Genomic DNA, 18115 nt, shown 5'->3' with positions numbered 1-18115 from the left:
TCTACAAGTCGCAGCTTCGTTCAGCTTTGGGGACAACGTTCTAGCAAGTAATAGAAAAGACGCCCTAAGGCGTCTTTCTTATTTCCAGAGTTCGAAACAAACGGGTTGAAGACTATGTCCCCCTACCCGCCTTGCCCCACAACCCAATTAGATCGGGGTGATGGAGGTGATATGGGCCGATCCATCCAGGGACTGGAAGATCTGCACCACGGCTTCTCCGTGGATCGGGTTGGGCAGCGGCACCGTGGTTTTGCATTTGAAACGGTAGTTGGTGCCGGCGACGACCTGGGTGGAGACTTCAAAGGGGGTGTACTGCACCCCGACAAATCCTTCCAGTGCCTGGTTGAATACGGCCTGATCTTTGGCGCTCAGCTTGTGGTAGGCAGTCCATCCGCCCAACAACACTGCTTGTTCTGACATAACAAACCCTCCGTGATCTCTTGTCCCTACTCGTTTGGCTGTTCGGGTTCCGCCCCGTTTATTCAAGTGGTGTCCGGACTCCACCGGGGGTCATACCAGATTTGGCATGTCCGGTGTCGACAGTGCACATGAAGGCGTTGCTGTCGTCACTCTCCCCTGCTGCCACGACCCTCGCCTCACAGCATCGGTCTCAATTGGCATGGCTGAGCCTAGTGCGAGATCCATAAAACACCCCCTGTCATATCTGACAGAGGCAGGGAGGCAAGAAAGCGGCTAGCGAGAGGAAAAATGAGGCGCAAACGATTGGAAAAAGAAAAGACGCCGCAAGGGCGTCTTTTTTACATTTTTATGCTTGAAGGGCGAAAGGGCGTTAGCCGCTTATTCCCATTCGATGGTTGCGGGCGGCTTGCCGGAGACGTCGTACACCACGCGGGAGATACCGTTGATCTCGTTGATGATGCGATTCGACACGTGACCCAGGAAGTCGTACGGCAGGTGAGCCCAGTGGGCGGTCATGAAGTCGATGGTCTCGACGGCGCGCAGCGCAATGACCCAGTCGTACTTGCGGCCATCGCCCATGACGCCGACGGAGCGCACCGGCAGGAACACGGCGAACGCCTGGCTGACCTGGTTGTAGAGGTCGGCCTTGCGCAGCTCTTCGATAAAGACCGCATCGGCGCGGCGCAGGATATCGCAGTACTCTTTCTTCACTTCGCCAAGCACCCGCACGCCCAGACCCGGGCCCGGGAACGGGTGACGGTAGAGCATGTCGTAGGGCAGACCCAGCTCGAGGCCAACGCGGCGCACTTCGTCTTTGAACAGCTCGCGCAGCGGCTCCACCAGACCCATCTTCATCTCTTCCGGCAGGCCGCCGACGTTGTGGTGAGACTTGATGACGTGGGCCTTGCCGGTCTTGCTGGCAGCCGATTCGATGACGTCCGGATAGATGGTGCCTTGTGCCAGCCACTTGGCGTTTTTCAGCTTTTTCGCTTCATCGTCAAACACTTCGACGAACACGCGGCCGATGATCTTGCGCTTGGCTTCCGGCTCATCAACACCGGCAAGGGCGGAGAGGAAGCGCTCTTCGGCATCGACCTTGACGATGTTCAGACCGAAGTGGTCGCCAAACATCTCCATCACCTGGGTGCCTTCGTTCAGGCGCAGCAGACCGTTGTCGACGAAGACGCAGGTGAGGCGATCGCCGATGGCGCGGTGCACCAGCATGGCCACCACGGAGGAGTCCACACCGCCGGAGAGGCCCAGGATCACCTCGTCGTCACCCACCTGCTCGCGGATGCGGGCAACGGCGTCGTCGATGATGGTGGCCGGGGTCCACAGGCATTCGCAGCCGCAGATGTCTTTGACGAAGTGCTCCAGCATGCGGGCACCCTGACGGGTGTGGGTCACTTCCGGGTGGAACTGCACGCCGTAGAAACGCTTGGCCTCGTTGGCCATGGCGGCGTGCGGGCAGGTGGCGGTCTGTGCGATGGTGGTGAAGTCGGCCGGGATGGTAGTGACCTTGTCGCCGTGGCTCATCCACACATCCAGCAGGGCATTGCCGTTGTCGGCGATGGCATCTTCGATGTTGCGCAAGAGCGCGCTGGTCTTGCCGGCGTTGCCCAGCACTTCCACCTTGGCGTAACCGAATTCACGCTCGGTGGAGGATTGCACCTTGCCACCCAGCTGCTCGGCCATGGTCTGCATGCCGTAGCAGATGCCGAACACCGGCACGCCGGCGTTGAACACGTACTCGGGGGCGCGCGGGCTGCCCGCTTCGGTGACGGACTCGGGGCCGCCGGAGAGGATGATGCCGCTCGGATTGAATTCGCGGATCTGCTCTTCGGTCACATCCCAGGCCCACAGTTCGCAGTAGACGCCGATTTCGCGCACGCGGCGGGCGATCAGCTGGGTGTACTGGGAACCGAAGTCGAGGATAAGGATACGGTGCTGGTGAATGTCTTTAGTCATTTTATTCCTGCATCAGGCTGCTGTTGTCACAAAAAGCACGGGATAAAAAAGGGGTGGAGAAACGGGGCCGCAGCCCCGTTTTATCAGCCCATCCGGTAGTTGGGGGCTTCTTTGGTAATGGTCACGTCGTGGACGTGGGACTCTTTCATCCCGGCGCCCGAGATGCGCACAAACTCAGCCTTGGTGCGCATGTCGTCGATGGTGGCGCTGCCGGTCAGCCCCATGGAGGAGCGCAGGCCACCCATCTGCTGGTGGATGATCTCTTTGAGGCGGCCCTTGTACGGCACGCGGCCTTCGATCCCTTCCGGCACCAGCTTGTCGGCGGCGTTGTCGGTCTGGAAGTAGCGGTCGCTGGAGCCTTTGGACATGGCGCCCAGAGAACCCATGCCACGGTAGGATTTGAAGGAGCGCCCCTGATAGAGCTCGATCTCGCCCGGCGCCTCTTCGGTACCGGCGAACATGGAACCCACCATGACGCAGCTGGCGCCCGCGGCGATGGCCTTGGCCACGTCACCGGAGAAGCGGATGCCGCCATCGGCAATCACCGGGATGCCGGTGCCTTCCAGCGCGTCAACGGCGTCGGAGATGGCGGTGATCTGGGGCACGCCCACGCCGGTCACGATACGGGTAGTACAGATGGAGCCCGGGCCGATACCGACCTTGACGGCGTTGACGCCGGCAGCGGCCAGCGCCTTGGCGCCCGCGGCAGTAGCCACGTTGCCGCCGATGATCTGCAGATCAGGGTAGGCTTCGCGGGTCGCCTTGATGCGATCCAGCACGCCCTGGGAGTGGCCGTGGGAGGAGTCGATCAGCAGCACGTCCACACCGGCTTCCACCAGGGCGGCGACGCGCTCTTCGTTGCCGGCACCGGCACCGACGGCGGCACCGACCCGCAGACGACCCTTGTCGTCTTTACAGGCGTTCGGCTTGCGCTCGGCTTTCTGGAAGTCCTTGACGGTGATCATGCCCTTGAGTTTGAAGTCGGCGTTGACCACCAGCACCTTCTCGATACGGTGCTTCTGCATCAGGCCGACCACCTCTTCACGAGGCGCCCCTTCACGCACGGTGACCAGACGATCCTTCTGGGTCATGATCTGTTCGACAGTCTGGGAGAGATCGGTCACGAAGCGCACGTCACGACCGGTGATGATGCCCACCAGCTGGTTGCCTTCGGTCACCACCGGATAGCCGGCGAAACCGTTCTTGTGGCTCAGCTCCTTGATCTGGGCGATGGTCAGGTCAGGGCGTACGGTGACGGGGTCGGTGACCACGCCGCTCTCGTACTTCTTGACCTTGCGCACTTCTGCAGCCTGCTGCTCGATGGACATGTTCTTGTGGATAAAGCCGATACCGCCTTCCTGGGCCAGTGCGATAGCCAGACGGGCTTCGGTCACTGTGTCCATGGCAGCGGAGATCATGGGGATGTTCAGGCTGATGGCAGAGGTCAGCTTGGTACGCAGATCGGCAGTATTGGGAAGAACTTCGGAGTGGGCGGGAACCAACAGTACATCGTCGAAGGTTAACGCTTCTTTGGCAATCCTGAGCATGGCAATATCTCACCGTTGAGGAAGTGGGGGTGTAAAATATTGCCGACGAAGTTTACTCACGCATTGGTCACTGGTAAAGAAGTTTTTTGAATTTTTTATGGCGTTTTGACCTTTTCAGCCGCCAAGACGCTAAAAACCCAACAATTTTCGTCATAAAACGGCCGTTTGCAGGCAAAAGAGTTGCCTCATTGCGGTTTTATGCAAAAAAGCCCCCGTTTAATTTTTTCAGGCAGCCCCGCAACCCCTCCCCCGTTGCAGACCCGTTGGCACCTGTCGAGCACCCTCGCCAACCGGGTCACTCGCCTCTGGCAAGTCCGTCAACAACTAAACCAAGCTGCGCCGTATCCAAACTGGTTCACCCGGGTTGGTACGCCCAGCGAAGTGACCTTTTCACGGCGCGGGTTTGCTTTGAGCCGGCGCCTGCGTATCATGATTAACATTCTGAATTGAAATGGAATTTCATGATGAATCACGGACACTCGCAAGGGCGCATGGCCATAACCCTGGCGGCACTGGGGGTCGTCTATGGCGATCTTGGCACCAGCCCGCTCTATGCCCTCAAGGAGAGTTTCGCCGGACACCTGGGCCTGCAACCCACCCCGGCTGGGATCCTCTCCATCGTCTCCCTCTTCTTCTGGACCATCATGATCGTGGTCTCATTCAAATATGTGCTGCTGGTGCTCAGGGCCGACGACAAGGGAGAAGGGGGGATCCTCACCCTCGCCTCGCTGGCCTCCCGCCGCCTCCCGGCCAGGTCGCGCGCCCTGCTCATGATGCTCGGTCTGGTCGGCGTGGGGCTCTTCATCGGGGATGCGGTGATCACCCCCGCCATCTCGGTGCTCTCGGCGGTCGAAGGGCTGCAGGTGATCACCCCGGAGCTGGCGCCCTTCGTGCTGCCCATCACCCTCACCGTACTGGTGATCCTATTCGGGGTGCAGCATTACGGCACCGCCGGCATCGGCCGCCTGTTCGGCCCGGTCATGCTGCTCTGGTTCGGAGTGCTGGCGGCGCTCGGCGCCTATGAGATCGGGCAGAATCCCGCCATTTTGCAGGCCATCAACCCGCTCTACGCCCTCGATTTCATGGCCAGCCGACCGGGGGTCGCCTTCATCACCCTGGGGGCGGTCGTGCTCTGCGTCACCGGCACGGAGGCGCTCTACGCCGACATGGGCCACTTTGGCCGTGGCGCCATCCGGCTGGCCTGGGGCTCCCTGGTGATGCCGGCCCTGCTGCTCAACTACTTCGGCCAGGGGGCCCTGCTGCTGCGCAATCCGGCCGCCATCGAAAATCCCTTCTACCTGCTCGCCCCCTCCTGGCTGGCCTTTCCCCTGTTGATCCTCGCCACCCTGGCCACCGTCATCGCCTCTCAGGCGGTGATCTCGGGCACCTACTCGGTGGTGCGCCAGGCCATCTTGCTCGGCTACCTGCCGCGCCAGGAGATCCGCCACACCTCGGAGCACGAGATAGGCCAGATCTACCTGCCGCTGGTGAACTGGCTGCTGCTGGGGGGCATCGTCATCGTCATCTTCTGGTTCCAGAGCTCGAGCAACCTGGCGGCCGCCTACGGCATCGCGGTGACCGGCACCATGGCACTGACCACCCTGCTGCTGATGGTGGTGGCCGCCCGCCGCTGGAAGTGGTCGCGCTGGCTGATTGCGCTGGTATGCGCGCCGCTGCTGCTGGTCGATCTCACCTTCTTTGCCGCCAATACCACCAAGTTTCTGGCCGGTGGCTGGCTCCCCATCCTGTTTGCGCTGCTGGCCATCCTGGTGATGACCACCTGGAAGCGCGGACGGGAGCTGGTGCTCGACAAGCTGGAACACAAGTCACTGGCGCTGAAAGGGTTTGTCGACAACATGCAGGCAGACCCGCCGCTGCAGGTACCCGGCACCGCCGTGTTTCTCTCCAAGTCGGTGCAGGTGGTACCCCACGCCATGCTGCACAATCTCAAACACAACAAGATCCTGCACGAACGGGTCATTTTCCTGACTGTTCAGATCAAAGACGAACCCTGGCTCTCCTTCAAGGAGCGCATCGAACTCACCCACCTTGGCGAGGGGTTCTGGCAGGTGGTCGCCCACTTCGGCTACAAGGAGGTGCCCTCCATGGAGGAGATCTTCCAGGCCTGCGCCCAGGAGGATCTGAAAGTCACCATGGCCAAGACCTCCTTCTTCCTCTCCCACGAGCACCTGGTCAGCACAGATCTGCCCGGCATGGCGCGCTGGCGGGAGGGTCTGTTCGTCTGGATGAACCGCAACTCCCTCAAGGCCACCGATTTCTTCCATATTCCCGCCAACCGGGTGGTGGAGCTCGGGGTATTGCTGGAGCTGTAACCCGCTGCCGCCACTCATTACCAGAAGGCGGCGTTGCAACCAGTGAGGTGGCAAAGGGGCCCAGTATCGATACTTATCCCCCGGTTTTTCATCCTGTTACGATTAAAACACGATTGATAATAGTTATTGTTTGACAGGCTATTCGTCGGGCAAGCTTGCGGCTTCGGCGCCGGTTCGGGCGCCTTCACACCAGCCGTTTGAGTATGAATATGAAGACTCGTCAGGGAGCCCAGTGATGGCCGCCTGCAGCCCGAGACCCGCACTGCCCGCCAACGATCCTGGCGCCGCCCGTCTCGTTTGCCTTGCCATCGCGATCGCCCTGCATCTTGCCGCCTTCTGGTGGCTCTATGCGCACCAGCCTGCACCCATCACCCCGCCCTTGCCGCTGACCCTGTCGGCCCGCTGGGTCGGCGAGGCCGCAACCAATGACGCGCCAGCCAAGGCGGCCCCCGCCCCTGCTACCACAGCGCAGCAAATACAAAAAGTGCAGCAAAAGGCCAGGCCGCTGCCGCCCCCCAAAAAACCGCCGCTCAAGCCAGTCAAAAAGAGCGTCAAGCCGCTTAAACACCGCACCCCGCCGGTGCAGCCCGCCAAGGTCATGCCGGTGAGCAGTCCGCAACCTCCGGTCAGTGCGCCCGCCCCTGCGACGGCGGCAACCGCCACACAGGCGAGCGGCGGAAGTACCAGTCAGCATCCTGCCCAGAAGGCTGGCGGCGGCGCGGGCAACAGCGCCCCCATCGCCCGCGATGCACGGCTCAACAACCCCGAGCCCCAATACCCCTATGAGTCGAGACGACGAGGAGAAGAGGGGCAGGTCATCCTCAATGTGCGGGTGACGGCCGAGGGCACCGCCGCCTCGGTGGAGGTGGCCAAGAGCAGCGGCTATCGGCGGCTGGACATGACGGCCCGCAAGACCGTCAGCCACTGGAAATTCATTCCTGCCAGACAGAACAACGTGGCCGTCGAGGCCTCGGCAAGAGTCACCATCATTTTCAAATTAAGGGCTTGAACATGGATCCTGAAATCGCAAGCAACGGCATGGGCATCGCCCACCTGCTCAGCCAGAACAGCGGCGTGGGGCTGATCCCCTTCATCCTGCTGGTATTGATGTCCCTTGGTACCTGCTACTACGCCCTGCTCAAGGGCTACCTCGCGCAGCGGGAACAACGCCTCAACGCCCGCTTCATCGCCGATTTCTGGCAGCACGACAGCATGCCGGAGATGGAGCGCCAGCTGGCCCACCTGCCGCCGCAGGAAGCCTATGGCCGGCTGACCGGCGCCGCGCTGGCGGCCGTGGCTCAGCTGAAGCGGGCCGAGGAGCGAGCGGTCAGCTGCAAGCTGGGCTCGCCGGATGAATATCTGCTGCGCGCCATGCGCCGGGCTATCACCCAGGAGCGGGTGCGGCTGGAACAGGGACTGGCCTTCCTCGCCTCGGTGGGCTCGGCGGCCCCCTTCATCGGGCTGTTCGGCACCGTCTGGGGCATCTACCACGCCCTGCTGGCCATCGGCGCCGCCGGTCAGAGCAGTCTGGACAAGGTTGCCGGCCCCGTGGGTGAAGCGCTGATCATGACCGGCTTCGGCCTCGCGGTCGCCCTGCCGGCCGTGCTCATCTACAACTTCTTCGTGCGGCGCAATCGCCTCAGGCTCGCGGCGCTGGAGGAGTTTGGCCACGATCTGTTCACCCTGCTGGTGACCGGCTTCGAGCAGGCCGCCACCACCAAGGTCACTCCGCTGATGGAGCGGAAAACCAGAGAGGAGCGCGGGTGATGGCATTCGGCAAACTGTCGGACGAAGGGGACGATCAACCCCTCTCCGAGATCAACATGATCCCGATGATCGACGTCATGCTGGTGCTGCTCATCGTCTTCATGATCACCGCCCCCCTGCTCACCAACGCGGTCAAGCTCGAGCTGCCAGAGGCCAGCAGCCAGCTCAACCAGCCAGACAAAGAGGAGATCAATCTCGCCATCGATGGGGCCGGCAAGATCTACTGGAACGATCAGGAGGTCGACGAAGCCGCTCTGCTCGCCAGGATGGAGAGCGCCGGCCAGGCCGAGGGGGAGCTGCCCGAGATCCAGCTGCGCATCGATCGCAAGGTGGAGTACGGCATCATCGCCAGGGTGATGGCCCAGGCCTCCCAACACGGCCTGCACAAGATTGCCTTCGTGAGTCAGCCGGAGCCGTAACGCTCCAGGCACCCACACGCCGGCACCACAGGGCATGGATGCCCTGCAGCCATCCTGGCAGTTGCCAGCACAGGCACCTTGTCGGCATCATGCCGATGCAGCGCCAATATTGGCGATCATCACCGCAAGGACGACACCATGAAACCTGCCGATTATGGGCGCCTGCTTCTGCTGGCCGCCATCTGGGGCGCCAGCTTCCTGTTCATGCGCATCGCCGCCCCGGCATTTGGCGCCGTCAACACCACCTTCCTGCGGGTACTGTTCGCCCTCATCGGCTTTTCCTGCTTCAACGAGCACCTTGACCGGCGCAAATGGCTGGGGGTGGTATTGGGGGTGATCGGGATCAGCCTCATCACGACTACTGGCGAGGTGAGTGCCGGTGGGCATCTGCTGCCCGGGGTGCTGGCCTGCCTGTTTGCCACCGCCTGCTACGGCCTTGCCGGCTTTCTCACCCGCAGCTGGATCACCCATCGCGGCGGGCTCGATGCCAAGCTGGTGGCCTTTGGCAGCCAGCTGGGTGCCAGCCTGTTTCTGCTGCCCTTTTTCGCTTACCAGCTGGCGGCCGGCCCCGCGGTCGACTGGGCCGTGCCCACCGCCTGGGTCAGCGTGCTGGCGGTCGGCGTGGTCTGCACCGCCCTCGCCTACCTGCTCTATTTTCGACTGATCGCCGATATCGGCCCGCTGCGCAGCCTCACCGTCACCTTCCTCATTCCCCCTTTTGGCATCTTGTGGGGTGCGCTGGTGCTTGGCGAGACCTTGAGCCAGGGCTTCGTGCTGGGGGGGCTGGTCGTCTGCCTCTCGGTCTGGCTGGTGACCAGCCAGGCCAGCCCCCCGGCCGTTCAGGCCCGGGCGCAACCTCAGGATCCGGACGCACGCTGAACCCGCCAGGGCCAGCGCCGCTCGGCGTTCGCCCCGAACTGCGTTAAGATGGCGCCATTGTTTTATGTCCCCGCCCCCAAGGCGGGGCACACAGCGCAGGACCAGCCTTGAACTACCGCAACGAACCGAGTCAAAGCAGACAACAGCAGGTCTTTACCGTCACCCGCCTCAACAGCGCCGTGCGCATGATCCTGGAACAGGATCTGGGGCTGGTGTGGCTGACCGGCGAGCTCTCCAACCTGGCGATGCCAAGCTCCGGCCACTGGTACTTCTCCCTCAAGGACATGTCGGCCCAGGTGCGCTGCGCCATGTTCAAGGGCAACAACCGGCGGGTGGCCTTCCGCCCACAGGACGGCATGCAGGTACTGGTGCAGGCGCGGGTCTCCCTCTATGAGCCGCGTGGCGATTACCAGCTGATCATCGAGTCGATGCAGCCGGCGGGCGACGGCGTGCTGGCGCTGCGCTTTGAGGAGCTCAAGCGCCGCCTCGGCGCCGAGGGGCTGTTTGACGAGGGGCGCAAGCGGCCGCTGCCCCGCGAACCGCGCGCGGTGGGCCTCATCACCTCCGCCACCGGCGCTGCCCTGCACGATATTCTGACCGTGCTCAAACGCCGCGCGCCGGATCTGCCGGTGTTTATCTACCCGACTCAAGTACAGGGCAGCGCCGCCATCGGCCAGATCGTCTCTGCCATTGCCCTCGCCAACCGCCGCGCCGAAGTGGATGTGCTGATCGTCGGGCGCGGCGGCGGCTCGCTCGAAGATCTCTGGTGCTTCAACGAAGAGGCGGTGGCGCGCGCCATCGCCCACTCCGCCATCCCGGTGGTGAGCGCAGTAGGCCACGAGGTGGACGTCACCATCAGCGACTTTGCCGCCGACTTGCGCGCCCCTACTCCGTCGGCGGCCGCCGAGCTGGTGGCGCCGGATCAGAGCGCCCGCGCCCAGCGCCTCGCCCATCTCAAGCAGCAACTGCTGCAGGCCATGAACCGCCAGCAGACCGCCGCCCGCCACGATTTCATCCTGCTGCAAAAGCGGCTCGACCATCAGGATCCGAAGCGGCGGCTGGAGCAGCAATCCCAGCGCCTCGACGAGCTCTCCGCCCGCTTGCAGCAGTTGATGAATCACAGACTGCATCAGGGGGAGCGGCGCCTCGCCAATCTGGAGCTGCGCCTGCAGGGCAAGAGCCCGGAGCGCTTGCTGGCCGTCGGCAAGCGTCGCCACCAGCTGGCCGAGGAGCGCCTCCATGCCCTCATCGCCAAGCGCCGGGATCTGGCCGACCACCGCCTCGCCATGCTCAGCGCCCGCCTCGACGGGGTGAGCCCGCTTGCCACCCTGGGGCGAGGTTACTCCATCACCCGTACCCAGAGCGGTGAGGTGATCAGCCGCGCCGCCCAGGTGGATGCCGGCCAGACACTGGTCACCCAGCTTGCAGAGGGGCAACTGCGGGTGCGGGTGGAAGAGGTCCACCAGCCATAACGAACAAGGGGGCACATCAGGTGCCCCCCTTGTTTATCATCCCCTCGTTGCCCGGCCCTCTCGGCCAGCGCACTCACACCAGCGAATGGCGCACCGCCTGCGCCGCATCGGCAGGCGCCGTACCCGACCCCGCCAGCGGGTTGAGCTGCAAGTATTCAAACAACCCTGCCTGCAGATTGACGTTCCAGAAGCGCCCCGCCAGGGTGAGCTCGAGCCGTGCATCACTCAGCGTTGCCAACCCGTGCTGTTGCCAGGCCTCGAACAAGGGTTGCAGATGTGCCCGCAGCGGCGTCGGCAAGCGGGCCAGCACCAGCCAGCCGCTGTCGAGCGCGCCGCGCAGCAGGCCATCGAGGCGGCCATTGGGATTGCGCCCCATCACCATGCCGGGGGCCCGCTGATCCGCCGCCAGCGCCTCGTGCCAAAGCGCCAGATCTCGGCCATACATGAGGCCGTGCCCATGCACGTTGCCGCCCGCCCCAGCCCCGAAGGGAAGGATCTCGGCACCGCGCTTGGCCATCTGGTTGTAGCGGCTCTGCTCGGCCTCACCGCGCCGCCAGTGGCTGCAGGAGAGCCGCTGCCAGCCCCCCTGCTCCAGCGTCTGGGCACCATAGGCATACATGGCGGCCCGCTGTTGACCGTCGGCGGCCCAGCCGAGCTTGCCCTTCGCCTCGGCACGGGCCAGATTGGTGCCGGCCATGGCGATGAGCTGATAGAGATCCACCCCGTGCACCCCGCTCGCCATCACATCCGCGATGTCCTGACGCCACACGGCATCATCCTGGCCCGGCAGGCCGAAGATGAGATCGGCCACGATCACCGCGTCGTCGTGGCGGGTCAGCTCCCCCAACCGGGTCAGCAGGGTCTCCCGGTCGTCGAAGCGGGCCGCCGCCTGGCGCACCTCGGTATCAAAGCTCTGCACCCCGAACGAGAAGCGGTTGAAGCCACCCGCCAGCGCACTTTGCCACTTGGCATCGTCAAAGCCATTGAGGCGCCCCTCCAGAGTCACCTCCGCATCCGAAGTCAGGGGAAAACGACGGATGGCGGCGGCCAGCATCGCCAGCTCGTCGGCGCTCATGTCCGTCGGTGTGCCGCCCCCCACATAGACGGCCGAGAAGGGGCGGCTCTGGGTGAAGGGGGTCTCGGCCGCCTTGGCAAGCGCGCCGCAGAGCGCGTTGACATAACGGGTGATACGGGCCGGATTGGCGCCATTTTCAAAGAAGTTGCAGAAGCTGCAGCGCTTGCGGCAAAACGGGATGTGGATATAGAGCGCCCGTTCGTCCGCCTCGCTCTCGCGGCGCCACCAGGCTTGCCAGTCGGCATGGTCGAGGGTGAACGGACGCACGCCGCCGCGACTGGCGTGGGCCGAGGTCTTGGCGCCAAAGGCGAACTTGAGGGGATCCGGGGTGGCAAGACCTGTCATGGTCGGGGTCAGCAGTGGTGTCATCGCAGGCAGGCTATCGAGTGAAATAATGCAAATGATAACCACTATCAATAACTACCAAGTTTGTGCTGGATCAACTCAATGACGAACAACCCTCGTTTGCTACGCACCATTAACCTCCATGATGGATCCAGTTAACAGTTAATTTACTCAAGATGAGGTAGGGTGAGCCGATAGAGAACCATCTCCCCCGTTCTGATGAGCAAACGGGGGAGAGTCATCAACCATTGACGATCGCTCACCTGCGCATGGACCTGCCAACGATGCAAAATCTGTCTCTGAACTGGAAAATCTTTCTCCCCCTCGCCCTGGTCATCGGCTGCACCTTCGCCCTCAGCTTCGAGCTTTCCGCCTGGCTGCAACGGGATCTCGCCATCCGGCTGGCGGGTGAAAAGGTGGAGAGCGCCGCCAACACCTACATGGATCAGCTCAACGTGCTGATGATGACGGGGGCCATCGCCAATCGCCAGATCGTGCAGACCAAGCTCAAGAGCGAGGCCGGCATCGTCGAGGCCCGCCTGATCCGCGCCCCGGCGGTCACCAGCCTGTTCGGCCCAGGCCACCCGGATCAGCAGATTGAAGACAAGCTGGACGAGCGCGCCATCCAGCAGGGCGAGACCATTCTCGAGCAGCAGGGCAACCAGCTCACCCTGATCAAGCCCTTCAAGGCCTACAAGGAGTATCGCGGCACCCAGTGCACCACCTGCCACCAGGTGGCGGAAGGTACCGTCATGGGGGCGGTGCGCATCAGTTACGATCTCAGCCACACCTTTGGCGAGATCCATCGCAACAACCTGATCCTGAGCGGCAGCCTGGTGGCGGTGTTTGGGCTGGGCTTCGGCCTGCTGGGCTGGGTGCTGCAGCGCTACATCAAGCGGCCGGTGCGCCATCTGCAGCTGGCCATGACCCGCATGGCCAAGGAGCGGGATCTCTCCCTCCCCCTGGAAAACCCCAACCGGGATGAGCTGGGCGAGATGACCCGTGCCGTCAGTGCCATGGTGCAGGGGTTTCGCCACAGCCTGCAGGAGGTGGAGAGCGCCACCCACCAGCTCTATCAGGAGTCCAACCAGATCCGCCTGGTGGCGACCCAGACCGAAGGCTCGGCCCGCCAGCAGGAGAGCATGACGGTACAGGTGGCCGCCGCCGTCAGCGAGCTGGCCGCCAGCTCCCACGAGGTGCGCGAACACGCCCGCAAGAGCGCCGAGCTCTCCGCCCTCACCAACCAGGATGCGGCCAACACCAGTCGCCTGGCCCAGCACTCCATCAACGACATGGGCGAGATGTCGGCGGAGATAGAGCGGGTCGACAAGGTGATCCAGCAGCTCGACAATCGCTGCCTGGCGGTCGACGGGGTGCTGGAGGTGATCAAGGGGATCGCGGATCAGACCAACCTGCTCGCCCTCAACGCCGCCATCGAGGCGGCCCGGGCCGGCGAGCAGGGCCGCGGCTTTGCGGTGGTGGCCGACGAGGTGCGCGCCCTCTCCAACCGCAGCCGCGCCGCCAGCGAGGAGATCTCCCAGATGATCGCCGCCCTGCAGAACGAGGCCCAGAGCGCGGTATCGGTGATCGGGGATGCCAAGGCCAAGGCGGACGAGAGCATCCACAAGACGGAGGCGACCCTGGCCGCCATGCAGAACATCATCGGCCGTATCAGCAGCATCAACGATCTCAATGCCCAGATGGCGCAGTCCGCCGAGGAGCAGGACAGGGTCTGCAGCGAAGTGGACGGCTCGGTGAGCGACATTCGCAACACCTCCAATGACACCCTGGGCCAGGCTCACGCCGCCAATCTCGCCAGCGTCCAGCTGGTGGAGCAGTGCCGCAAGCTCGAGCAGCTGCTCAAGACCTACCGCTGGTGATCATGCCTGCCGCCCGCGGCGGCCAATAAAAAAGCGCGACCCCGGGTCGCGCTTTTGTTTTGCGTCTTGTTGAGCTGGCGCGGCCCGGCCGAAATTAACCTGCGTTGCGGGTGGCCACCGCATCGGCCAGATTGCGCAGCAGGGTCTCGGTGTCGGCCCAGCCGATGCAGGCATCTGTGATGCTCTGACCGAAGGTGAGTTCGCACCCTTCCACCAGATCCTGACGGCCCTCCACCAGGTGGCTCTCCACCATGACGCCGAACACCGCCTTGCTGCCGGCACGCAGCTGACCGGCCACGTCCTCGGCCACCAGCATCTGGTTCTTGAACTGCTTGCTGCTGTTGGCGTGGCTGAAGTCGATCATCACCTTCTGCGGCAGACCGGCCTTGTCCAGCCCCTTCACCACTTCGTCCACGTGGGCGGCGCTGTAGTTCGGCTCACGGCCGCCGCGCAGGATGATGTGACAGTCCGGGTTGCCCCGGGTCGCGACGATGGCGGAGTGGCCGTACTTGGTCACCGAGAGGAAGTGGTGCGGCGCGCTGGCAGCGCCGATGGCATCGATGGCCACCTTGATGGTGCCGTCGGTGCCGTTCTTGAAGCCCACCGGGCAGGAGAGACCGGAGGCCAGCTCGCGGTGCACCTGGGATTCGGTGGTGCGGGCCCCGATGGCGCCCCAGCTCATCAGATCCGCCACGTATTGCGGGGTGATCATGTCGAGGAACTCGGAGGCGGTCGGCAGCCCCATGTCGTTGAGATCCAGCAGCAGCTTGCGACCGATGCGCAGGCCATCGTTGATCTGGCAGCTGTTGTCGAGGTAAGGGTCGTTGATCAGCCCCTTCCAGCCCACCGTGGTGCGCGGCTTCTCGAAATAGACCCGCATCACTATCTCCAGCTGACCCTTGAGTTCATCACGCAGCACCTTGAGGCGCTTGCCGTACTCCAGCGCGGCGGCCGGGTCGTGAATGGAACAGGGGCCGATCACCACCAGCAGGCGCTGATCTTCACCGGCCAGGATCTGATGGATGGCCTGACGGGATTCAAAGACGGTATTGGATGCGACCTCGGTGGCCGGAAACTTCTCAAGCACCGCAACCGGGGGTAATAACTCTTTGATTTCACTAATACGAACGTCGTCGGTTTGATGCTGCATGATAAGGCTTCCTGCTAGATGACTGCGATAAAGAAACTTCAATCTAGCCCGCACAAGCAGTGGTGTAAATAGAAAATTACATTATTGGATAAGGAATTTTCTTAACCTACCTTGCAAGTTTGAATAATGCTGCTAGGCGAGGATAAAGAGAGGGGGGTAGCAGAGCGGGACAGCCCAAAGAAACAGGCCCGCTGCGAGGCGGGCCTGGTTGACTCATGCACGCTGGCTGATGCTGGCCAGCTTGTCGAAGTAGTCCGGGAAGGTCTTGGAGGTACAACCCGGATCATTGATGGTGACGGCGGTATCGGACAGCGCCACCAGCGAGAAGCACATGGCGATGCGGTGGTCGTTGTAGGTATCGATGGCCGCATGCTTGAGCTGCGCTGGCGGGGTGACGGTGATGAAGTCACGCCCCTCCTCTACCTCGACGCCCAGCTTGCGCAGCTCGGTCGCCATGGCGTGCAGACGGTCGGTCTCCTTCACCCGCCAGTTGTAGATGTTGCGAATGGAGGTGGGCCCCTCGGCGAACAGCGCTGCCACGGCGATGGTCATGGCCGCATCGGGGATGTGGTTCATGTCCATGTCGATGCCGTGCAGCGGCCCCTGCTCGGCCTCGATGAAGTCATCGCCCCAGGTGATGCGGGCGCCCATCTTCTCCAGCACGTCGGCGAAGTGGATATCGCCCTGAATGCTGTGCTTGCCGATGCCGGTGACCCGCACCTTGCCCTTGATGGCGCCCGCCGCGAGGAAGTAGGAGGCGCTGGAGGCATCCCCTTCCACCAGGAAGTCGCCCGGGCTGACGTAGCTCTGGTTGCCCTTGATGTAGAACAGCTTGTAGTTGTCGTGCTCGATGACCACCCCGAACTGCTTCATGATGTGCAGGGTGATGTCGATGTAGGGCTTGGAGACCAGCTCCCCCTTGATGTGGATGCGGGTGTCGCCCGCCGCCATGGGCGCCGCCATCAGGAAGGCGGTCAGGAACTGGCTGGAGACGGAGCCGTCGACATGCACATCACCGCCCCACAGCCCCTTGGCATCCACCACCAGCGGCGGATAGCCGTCTTTCTTCAGGTACTGGATATGGGCGCCCGCTTCGCGCAGGGCATCCACCAGATGGCCGATGGGGCGCTCTTCCATGCGCGGTTCCCCGCCCAGGGTGTATTCGCCGGAGCCCAGACACAGCGCGGCGCACAGCGGTCGCATGGCGGTGCCGGCGTTGCCGAGGAACAGATTGACCGGCTCCTTCACCGCAAAGCTGCGACCCAGACCGTGCACGGTGCACTCGGTCTTGTCGGCGGAGAGCTTGTACTTGACCCCGAGCTGGGTCAGCGCCGCCAGCATGTGACGAATGTCATCGCTGTCGAGCAGGTTGGTGAGCCGGGTGGTGCCACGGGCCAGGGCTGCCAGCAGCAGGGCCCGGTTGGATACGCTCTTGGAGCCGGGCAGATTGACCTCACCGGCCACACGAGAAATGGGTTCCAAACGCAACGAATTCATAGACTTCCTGTACGATCTCAAAAAAATGACCTGACCGGACGTTAGCAGCCCGCGCCCTGCTCGGCAAGACTGCGGGTGGCACAAAAGCAGGCCGCGGGGGCGGCCGGTCCGGCATCAGGGAAAAAACAGACGCCGGGGAGTCCCCGGCGTCGGCAATCGGGGAATAACGCCTCAGCCGTGGCGCTTGGCAAAACCGTCCATAAAGCTGACCAGCGCCTTCACCCCTTCCAGCGGCATGGCGTTGTAGAGGCTGGCGCGCATGCCGCCGACGATGCGGTGTCCCTTGAGCGCCAGCAGGCCGGCGGCTTCCGACTCGGCCAGGAACAGCTTGTCCAGCTCGGCATTTTTCAGCTGGAATGGGATGTTCATCCGTGAACGGCAGCTGGCATCCACCTGGTTGCCATAGAAGCTGGACTGATCGAGATAGCCGTAGAGGAAATCGGCCTTCTCTTTGTTGCGCGCTTCCATCGCCTCGAGGCCACCCTGTTCTTTCAGCCACTCGAACACCAGCCCGGCCAGATACCAGGCGTAGGTGGGCGGGGTGTTGAACATGGAGTCGTTCTTGGCGGTGAGCTGGTAGTCGAAGATCGACGGCACATCGGCGCGGGCCTGATCCAGCAGATCGTCGCGCACGATGGCGATGGCCAGCCCAGAGGGGCCGATGTTCTTCTGGGCGCCGGCATAGATGATGCCAAAACGGCTCACGTCGATGGGACGGGAGAGGATGGTGGAGGAGAGATCCGCCACCAGCGGCACCTCGCCGGTGGCCGGGATGTCGAACATCTCGATGCCATCGATGGTTTCGTTCGGGCAGTAGTGCACATAGGCCGCATCGGCGCGAAACGCCGGGGTCGGCAGCAGGTGGGAGATCCCCTGCTCGTTCTTGGCAACACCCTGGAAGGTCTGGATATCGCCATACTTTTTGGCCTCATCCACCGCGCTCTGGGACCAGACCCCGGTCAGCAGGAAGTCGGCCTTTTTGTTGGCGCCCCCCAGCAGGTTCATGGGCACCGCGGAGAACTGGCCACGGCCGCCGCCGTGCATGAACAGCACCTTGTAGTTGTCAGGCACCGCCAGCAGCTCGCGCAGATCGGCTTCGGCCTTCTCGGCGACCGCCATGTAGGGCTTGCCACGGTGGGAGAGCTCCATGACCGAGGCTCCCAGCCCCTGGAAATTACAAAATTCGCGCTGGGCGCGCTCCATGACTTCAACCGGCAACATGGCGGGGCCGGCACAGAAGTTGTAAATCTGTTTGCTCATGACGCTTTCCGTGAGTGGATGAGTGTGATCGGTGACTTGTCTGGTTTTACACAAGTGCAGCCCCCGGATCAAAGGCTTTTTGGGAGCTGGCTCAACCTTTTGC

Annotated in this window: 14 protein-coding genes; 7 read left to right on the top strand and 7 right to left on the bottom strand. The window is 63.1% G+C overall.

Annotation, left to right across the window (positions count from 1 at the left end; translation table 11 throughout):
• Positions 1-147: 147 nt before the first annotated feature.
• The 3 genes from PG897_RS00455 to guaB all read right to left on the bottom strand — a co-directional run bounded on the left by PG897_RS00455 (position 148) and on the right by guaB (position 3935).
• Positions 148-420 (bottom strand): hypothetical protein, encoded by a 273-nt coding sequence (locus PG897_RS00455; RefSeq protein WP_010633780.1) that lies wholly within the window; start codon positions 418-420, stop codon positions 148-150.
• Positions 421-798: 378 nt separating this feature from the next.
• Positions 799-2388, bottom strand: a complete 1590-nt coding sequence (gene guaA / locus PG897_RS00450) for a glutamine-hydrolyzing GMP synthase (RefSeq protein WP_043172061.1) — start codon at positions 2386-2388, stop codon at positions 799-801.
• Between the two features lie 83 nt (positions 2389-2471).
• Positions 2472-3935 (bottom strand): IMP dehydrogenase, encoded by a 1464-nt coding sequence (gene guaB / locus PG897_RS00445; protein WP_005301581.1) that lies wholly within the window; start codon positions 3933-3935, stop codon positions 2472-2474.
• 464 nt (positions 3936-4399) lie between these two features.
• Here guaB and PG897_RS00440 point away from each other — a divergent pair, with 464 nt between their 5' ends.
• The 6 genes from PG897_RS00440 (at position 4400) to xseA (ending at position 10805) form a co-directional block, all read left to right on the top strand.
• Positions 4400-6268, top strand: a complete 1869-nt coding sequence (locus PG897_RS00440; protein WP_041202971.1) for a potassium transporter Kup — start codon at positions 4400-4402, stop codon at positions 6266-6268.
• Between the two features lie 235 nt (positions 6269-6503).
• The gene (locus tag PG897_RS00435; RefSeq protein WP_201881867.1) at positions 6504-7277 is read left to right on the top strand and encodes an energy transducer TonB; all 774 of its coding nucleotides are present in this window, start codon (positions 6504-6506) and stop codon (positions 7275-7277) included.
• Between the two features lie 2 nt (positions 7278-7279).
• Positions 7280-8035 (top strand): MotA/TolQ/ExbB proton channel family protein, encoded by a 756-nt coding sequence (locus PG897_RS00430; protein WP_201881868.1) that lies wholly within the window; start codon positions 7280-7282, stop codon positions 8033-8035.
• Positions 8035-8454, top strand: a complete 420-nt coding sequence (locus PG897_RS00425; protein WP_201881869.1) for an ExbD/TolR family protein — start codon at positions 8035-8037, stop codon at positions 8452-8454. The genes PG897_RS00430 and PG897_RS00425 overlap by 1 nt, the downstream gene beginning before the upstream one ends.
• Positions 8455-8592: 138 nt before the next feature.
• Positions 8593-9333 (top strand): DMT family transporter, encoded by a 741-nt coding sequence (locus PG897_RS00420; protein ID WP_270828686.1) that lies wholly within the window; start codon positions 8593-8595, stop codon positions 9331-9333.
• 107 nt (positions 9334-9440) lie between these two features.
• Positions 9441-10805 carry an exodeoxyribonuclease VII large subunit gene (gene xseA, locus PG897_RS00415; RefSeq protein WP_201881871.1) on the top strand — a complete coding sequence of 455 codons (1365 nt, stop codon included), beginning with the start codon at positions 9441-9443 and terminating at the stop codon, positions 10803-10805.
• A 73-nt stretch (positions 10806-10878) separates the two neighbouring features.
• On the opposite strand, the gene hutW is transcribed toward xseA, so the two are convergent.
• Entirely contained in the window at positions 10879-12249 is a 1371-nt protein-coding gene (gene hutW / locus PG897_RS00410; protein ID WP_201881873.1) for a heme anaerobic degradation radical SAM methyltransferase ChuW/HutW, read from the bottom strand.
• A 260-nt stretch (positions 12250-12509) separates the two neighbouring features.
• Here hutW and PG897_RS00405 point away from each other — a divergent pair, with 260 nt between their 5' ends.
• Positions 12510-14105 carry a methyl-accepting chemotaxis protein gene (locus PG897_RS00405; RefSeq protein WP_201881875.1) on the top strand — a complete coding sequence of 532 codons (1596 nt, stop codon included), beginning with the start codon at positions 12510-12512 and terminating at the stop codon, positions 14103-14105.
• A 94-nt stretch (positions 14106-14199) separates the two neighbouring features.
• On the opposite strand, the gene aroG is transcribed toward PG897_RS00405, so the two are convergent.
• The 3 genes from aroG to serC all read right to left on the bottom strand — a co-directional run bounded on the left by aroG (position 14200) and on the right by serC (position 18012).
• Entirely contained in the window at positions 14200-15255 is a 1056-nt protein-coding gene (aroG, locus tag PG897_RS00400) for a 3-deoxy-7-phosphoheptulonate synthase AroG (RefSeq protein WP_017765809.1), read from the bottom strand.
• 213 nt (positions 15256-15468) lie between these two features.
• Complete coding sequence (gene aroA / locus PG897_RS00395) at positions 15469-16752, bottom strand: 3-phosphoshikimate 1-carboxyvinyltransferase (RefSeq protein WP_043172052.1); 1284 nt, start codon at positions 16750-16752, stop codon at positions 15469-15471.
• 171 nt (positions 16753-16923) lie between these two features.
• The gene (serC, locus tag PG897_RS00390) at positions 16924-18012 is read right to left on the bottom strand and encodes a 3-phosphoserine/phosphohydroxythreonine transaminase (RefSeq protein WP_043172051.1); all 1089 of its coding nucleotides are present in this window, start codon (positions 18010-18012) and stop codon (positions 16924-16926) included.
• Between the last annotated feature and the right edge of the window lie 103 nt (positions 18013-18115).

This window comes from Aeromonas sp. QDB20, from assembly GCF_027707805.1.
In the GTDB taxonomy this organism is placed as follows: Bacteria; Pseudomonadota; Gammaproteobacteria; order Enterobacterales; family Aeromonadaceae; genus Aeromonas; species Aeromonas dhakensis.
This window is presented reverse-complemented; position numbering and strand designations above follow the sequence as displayed.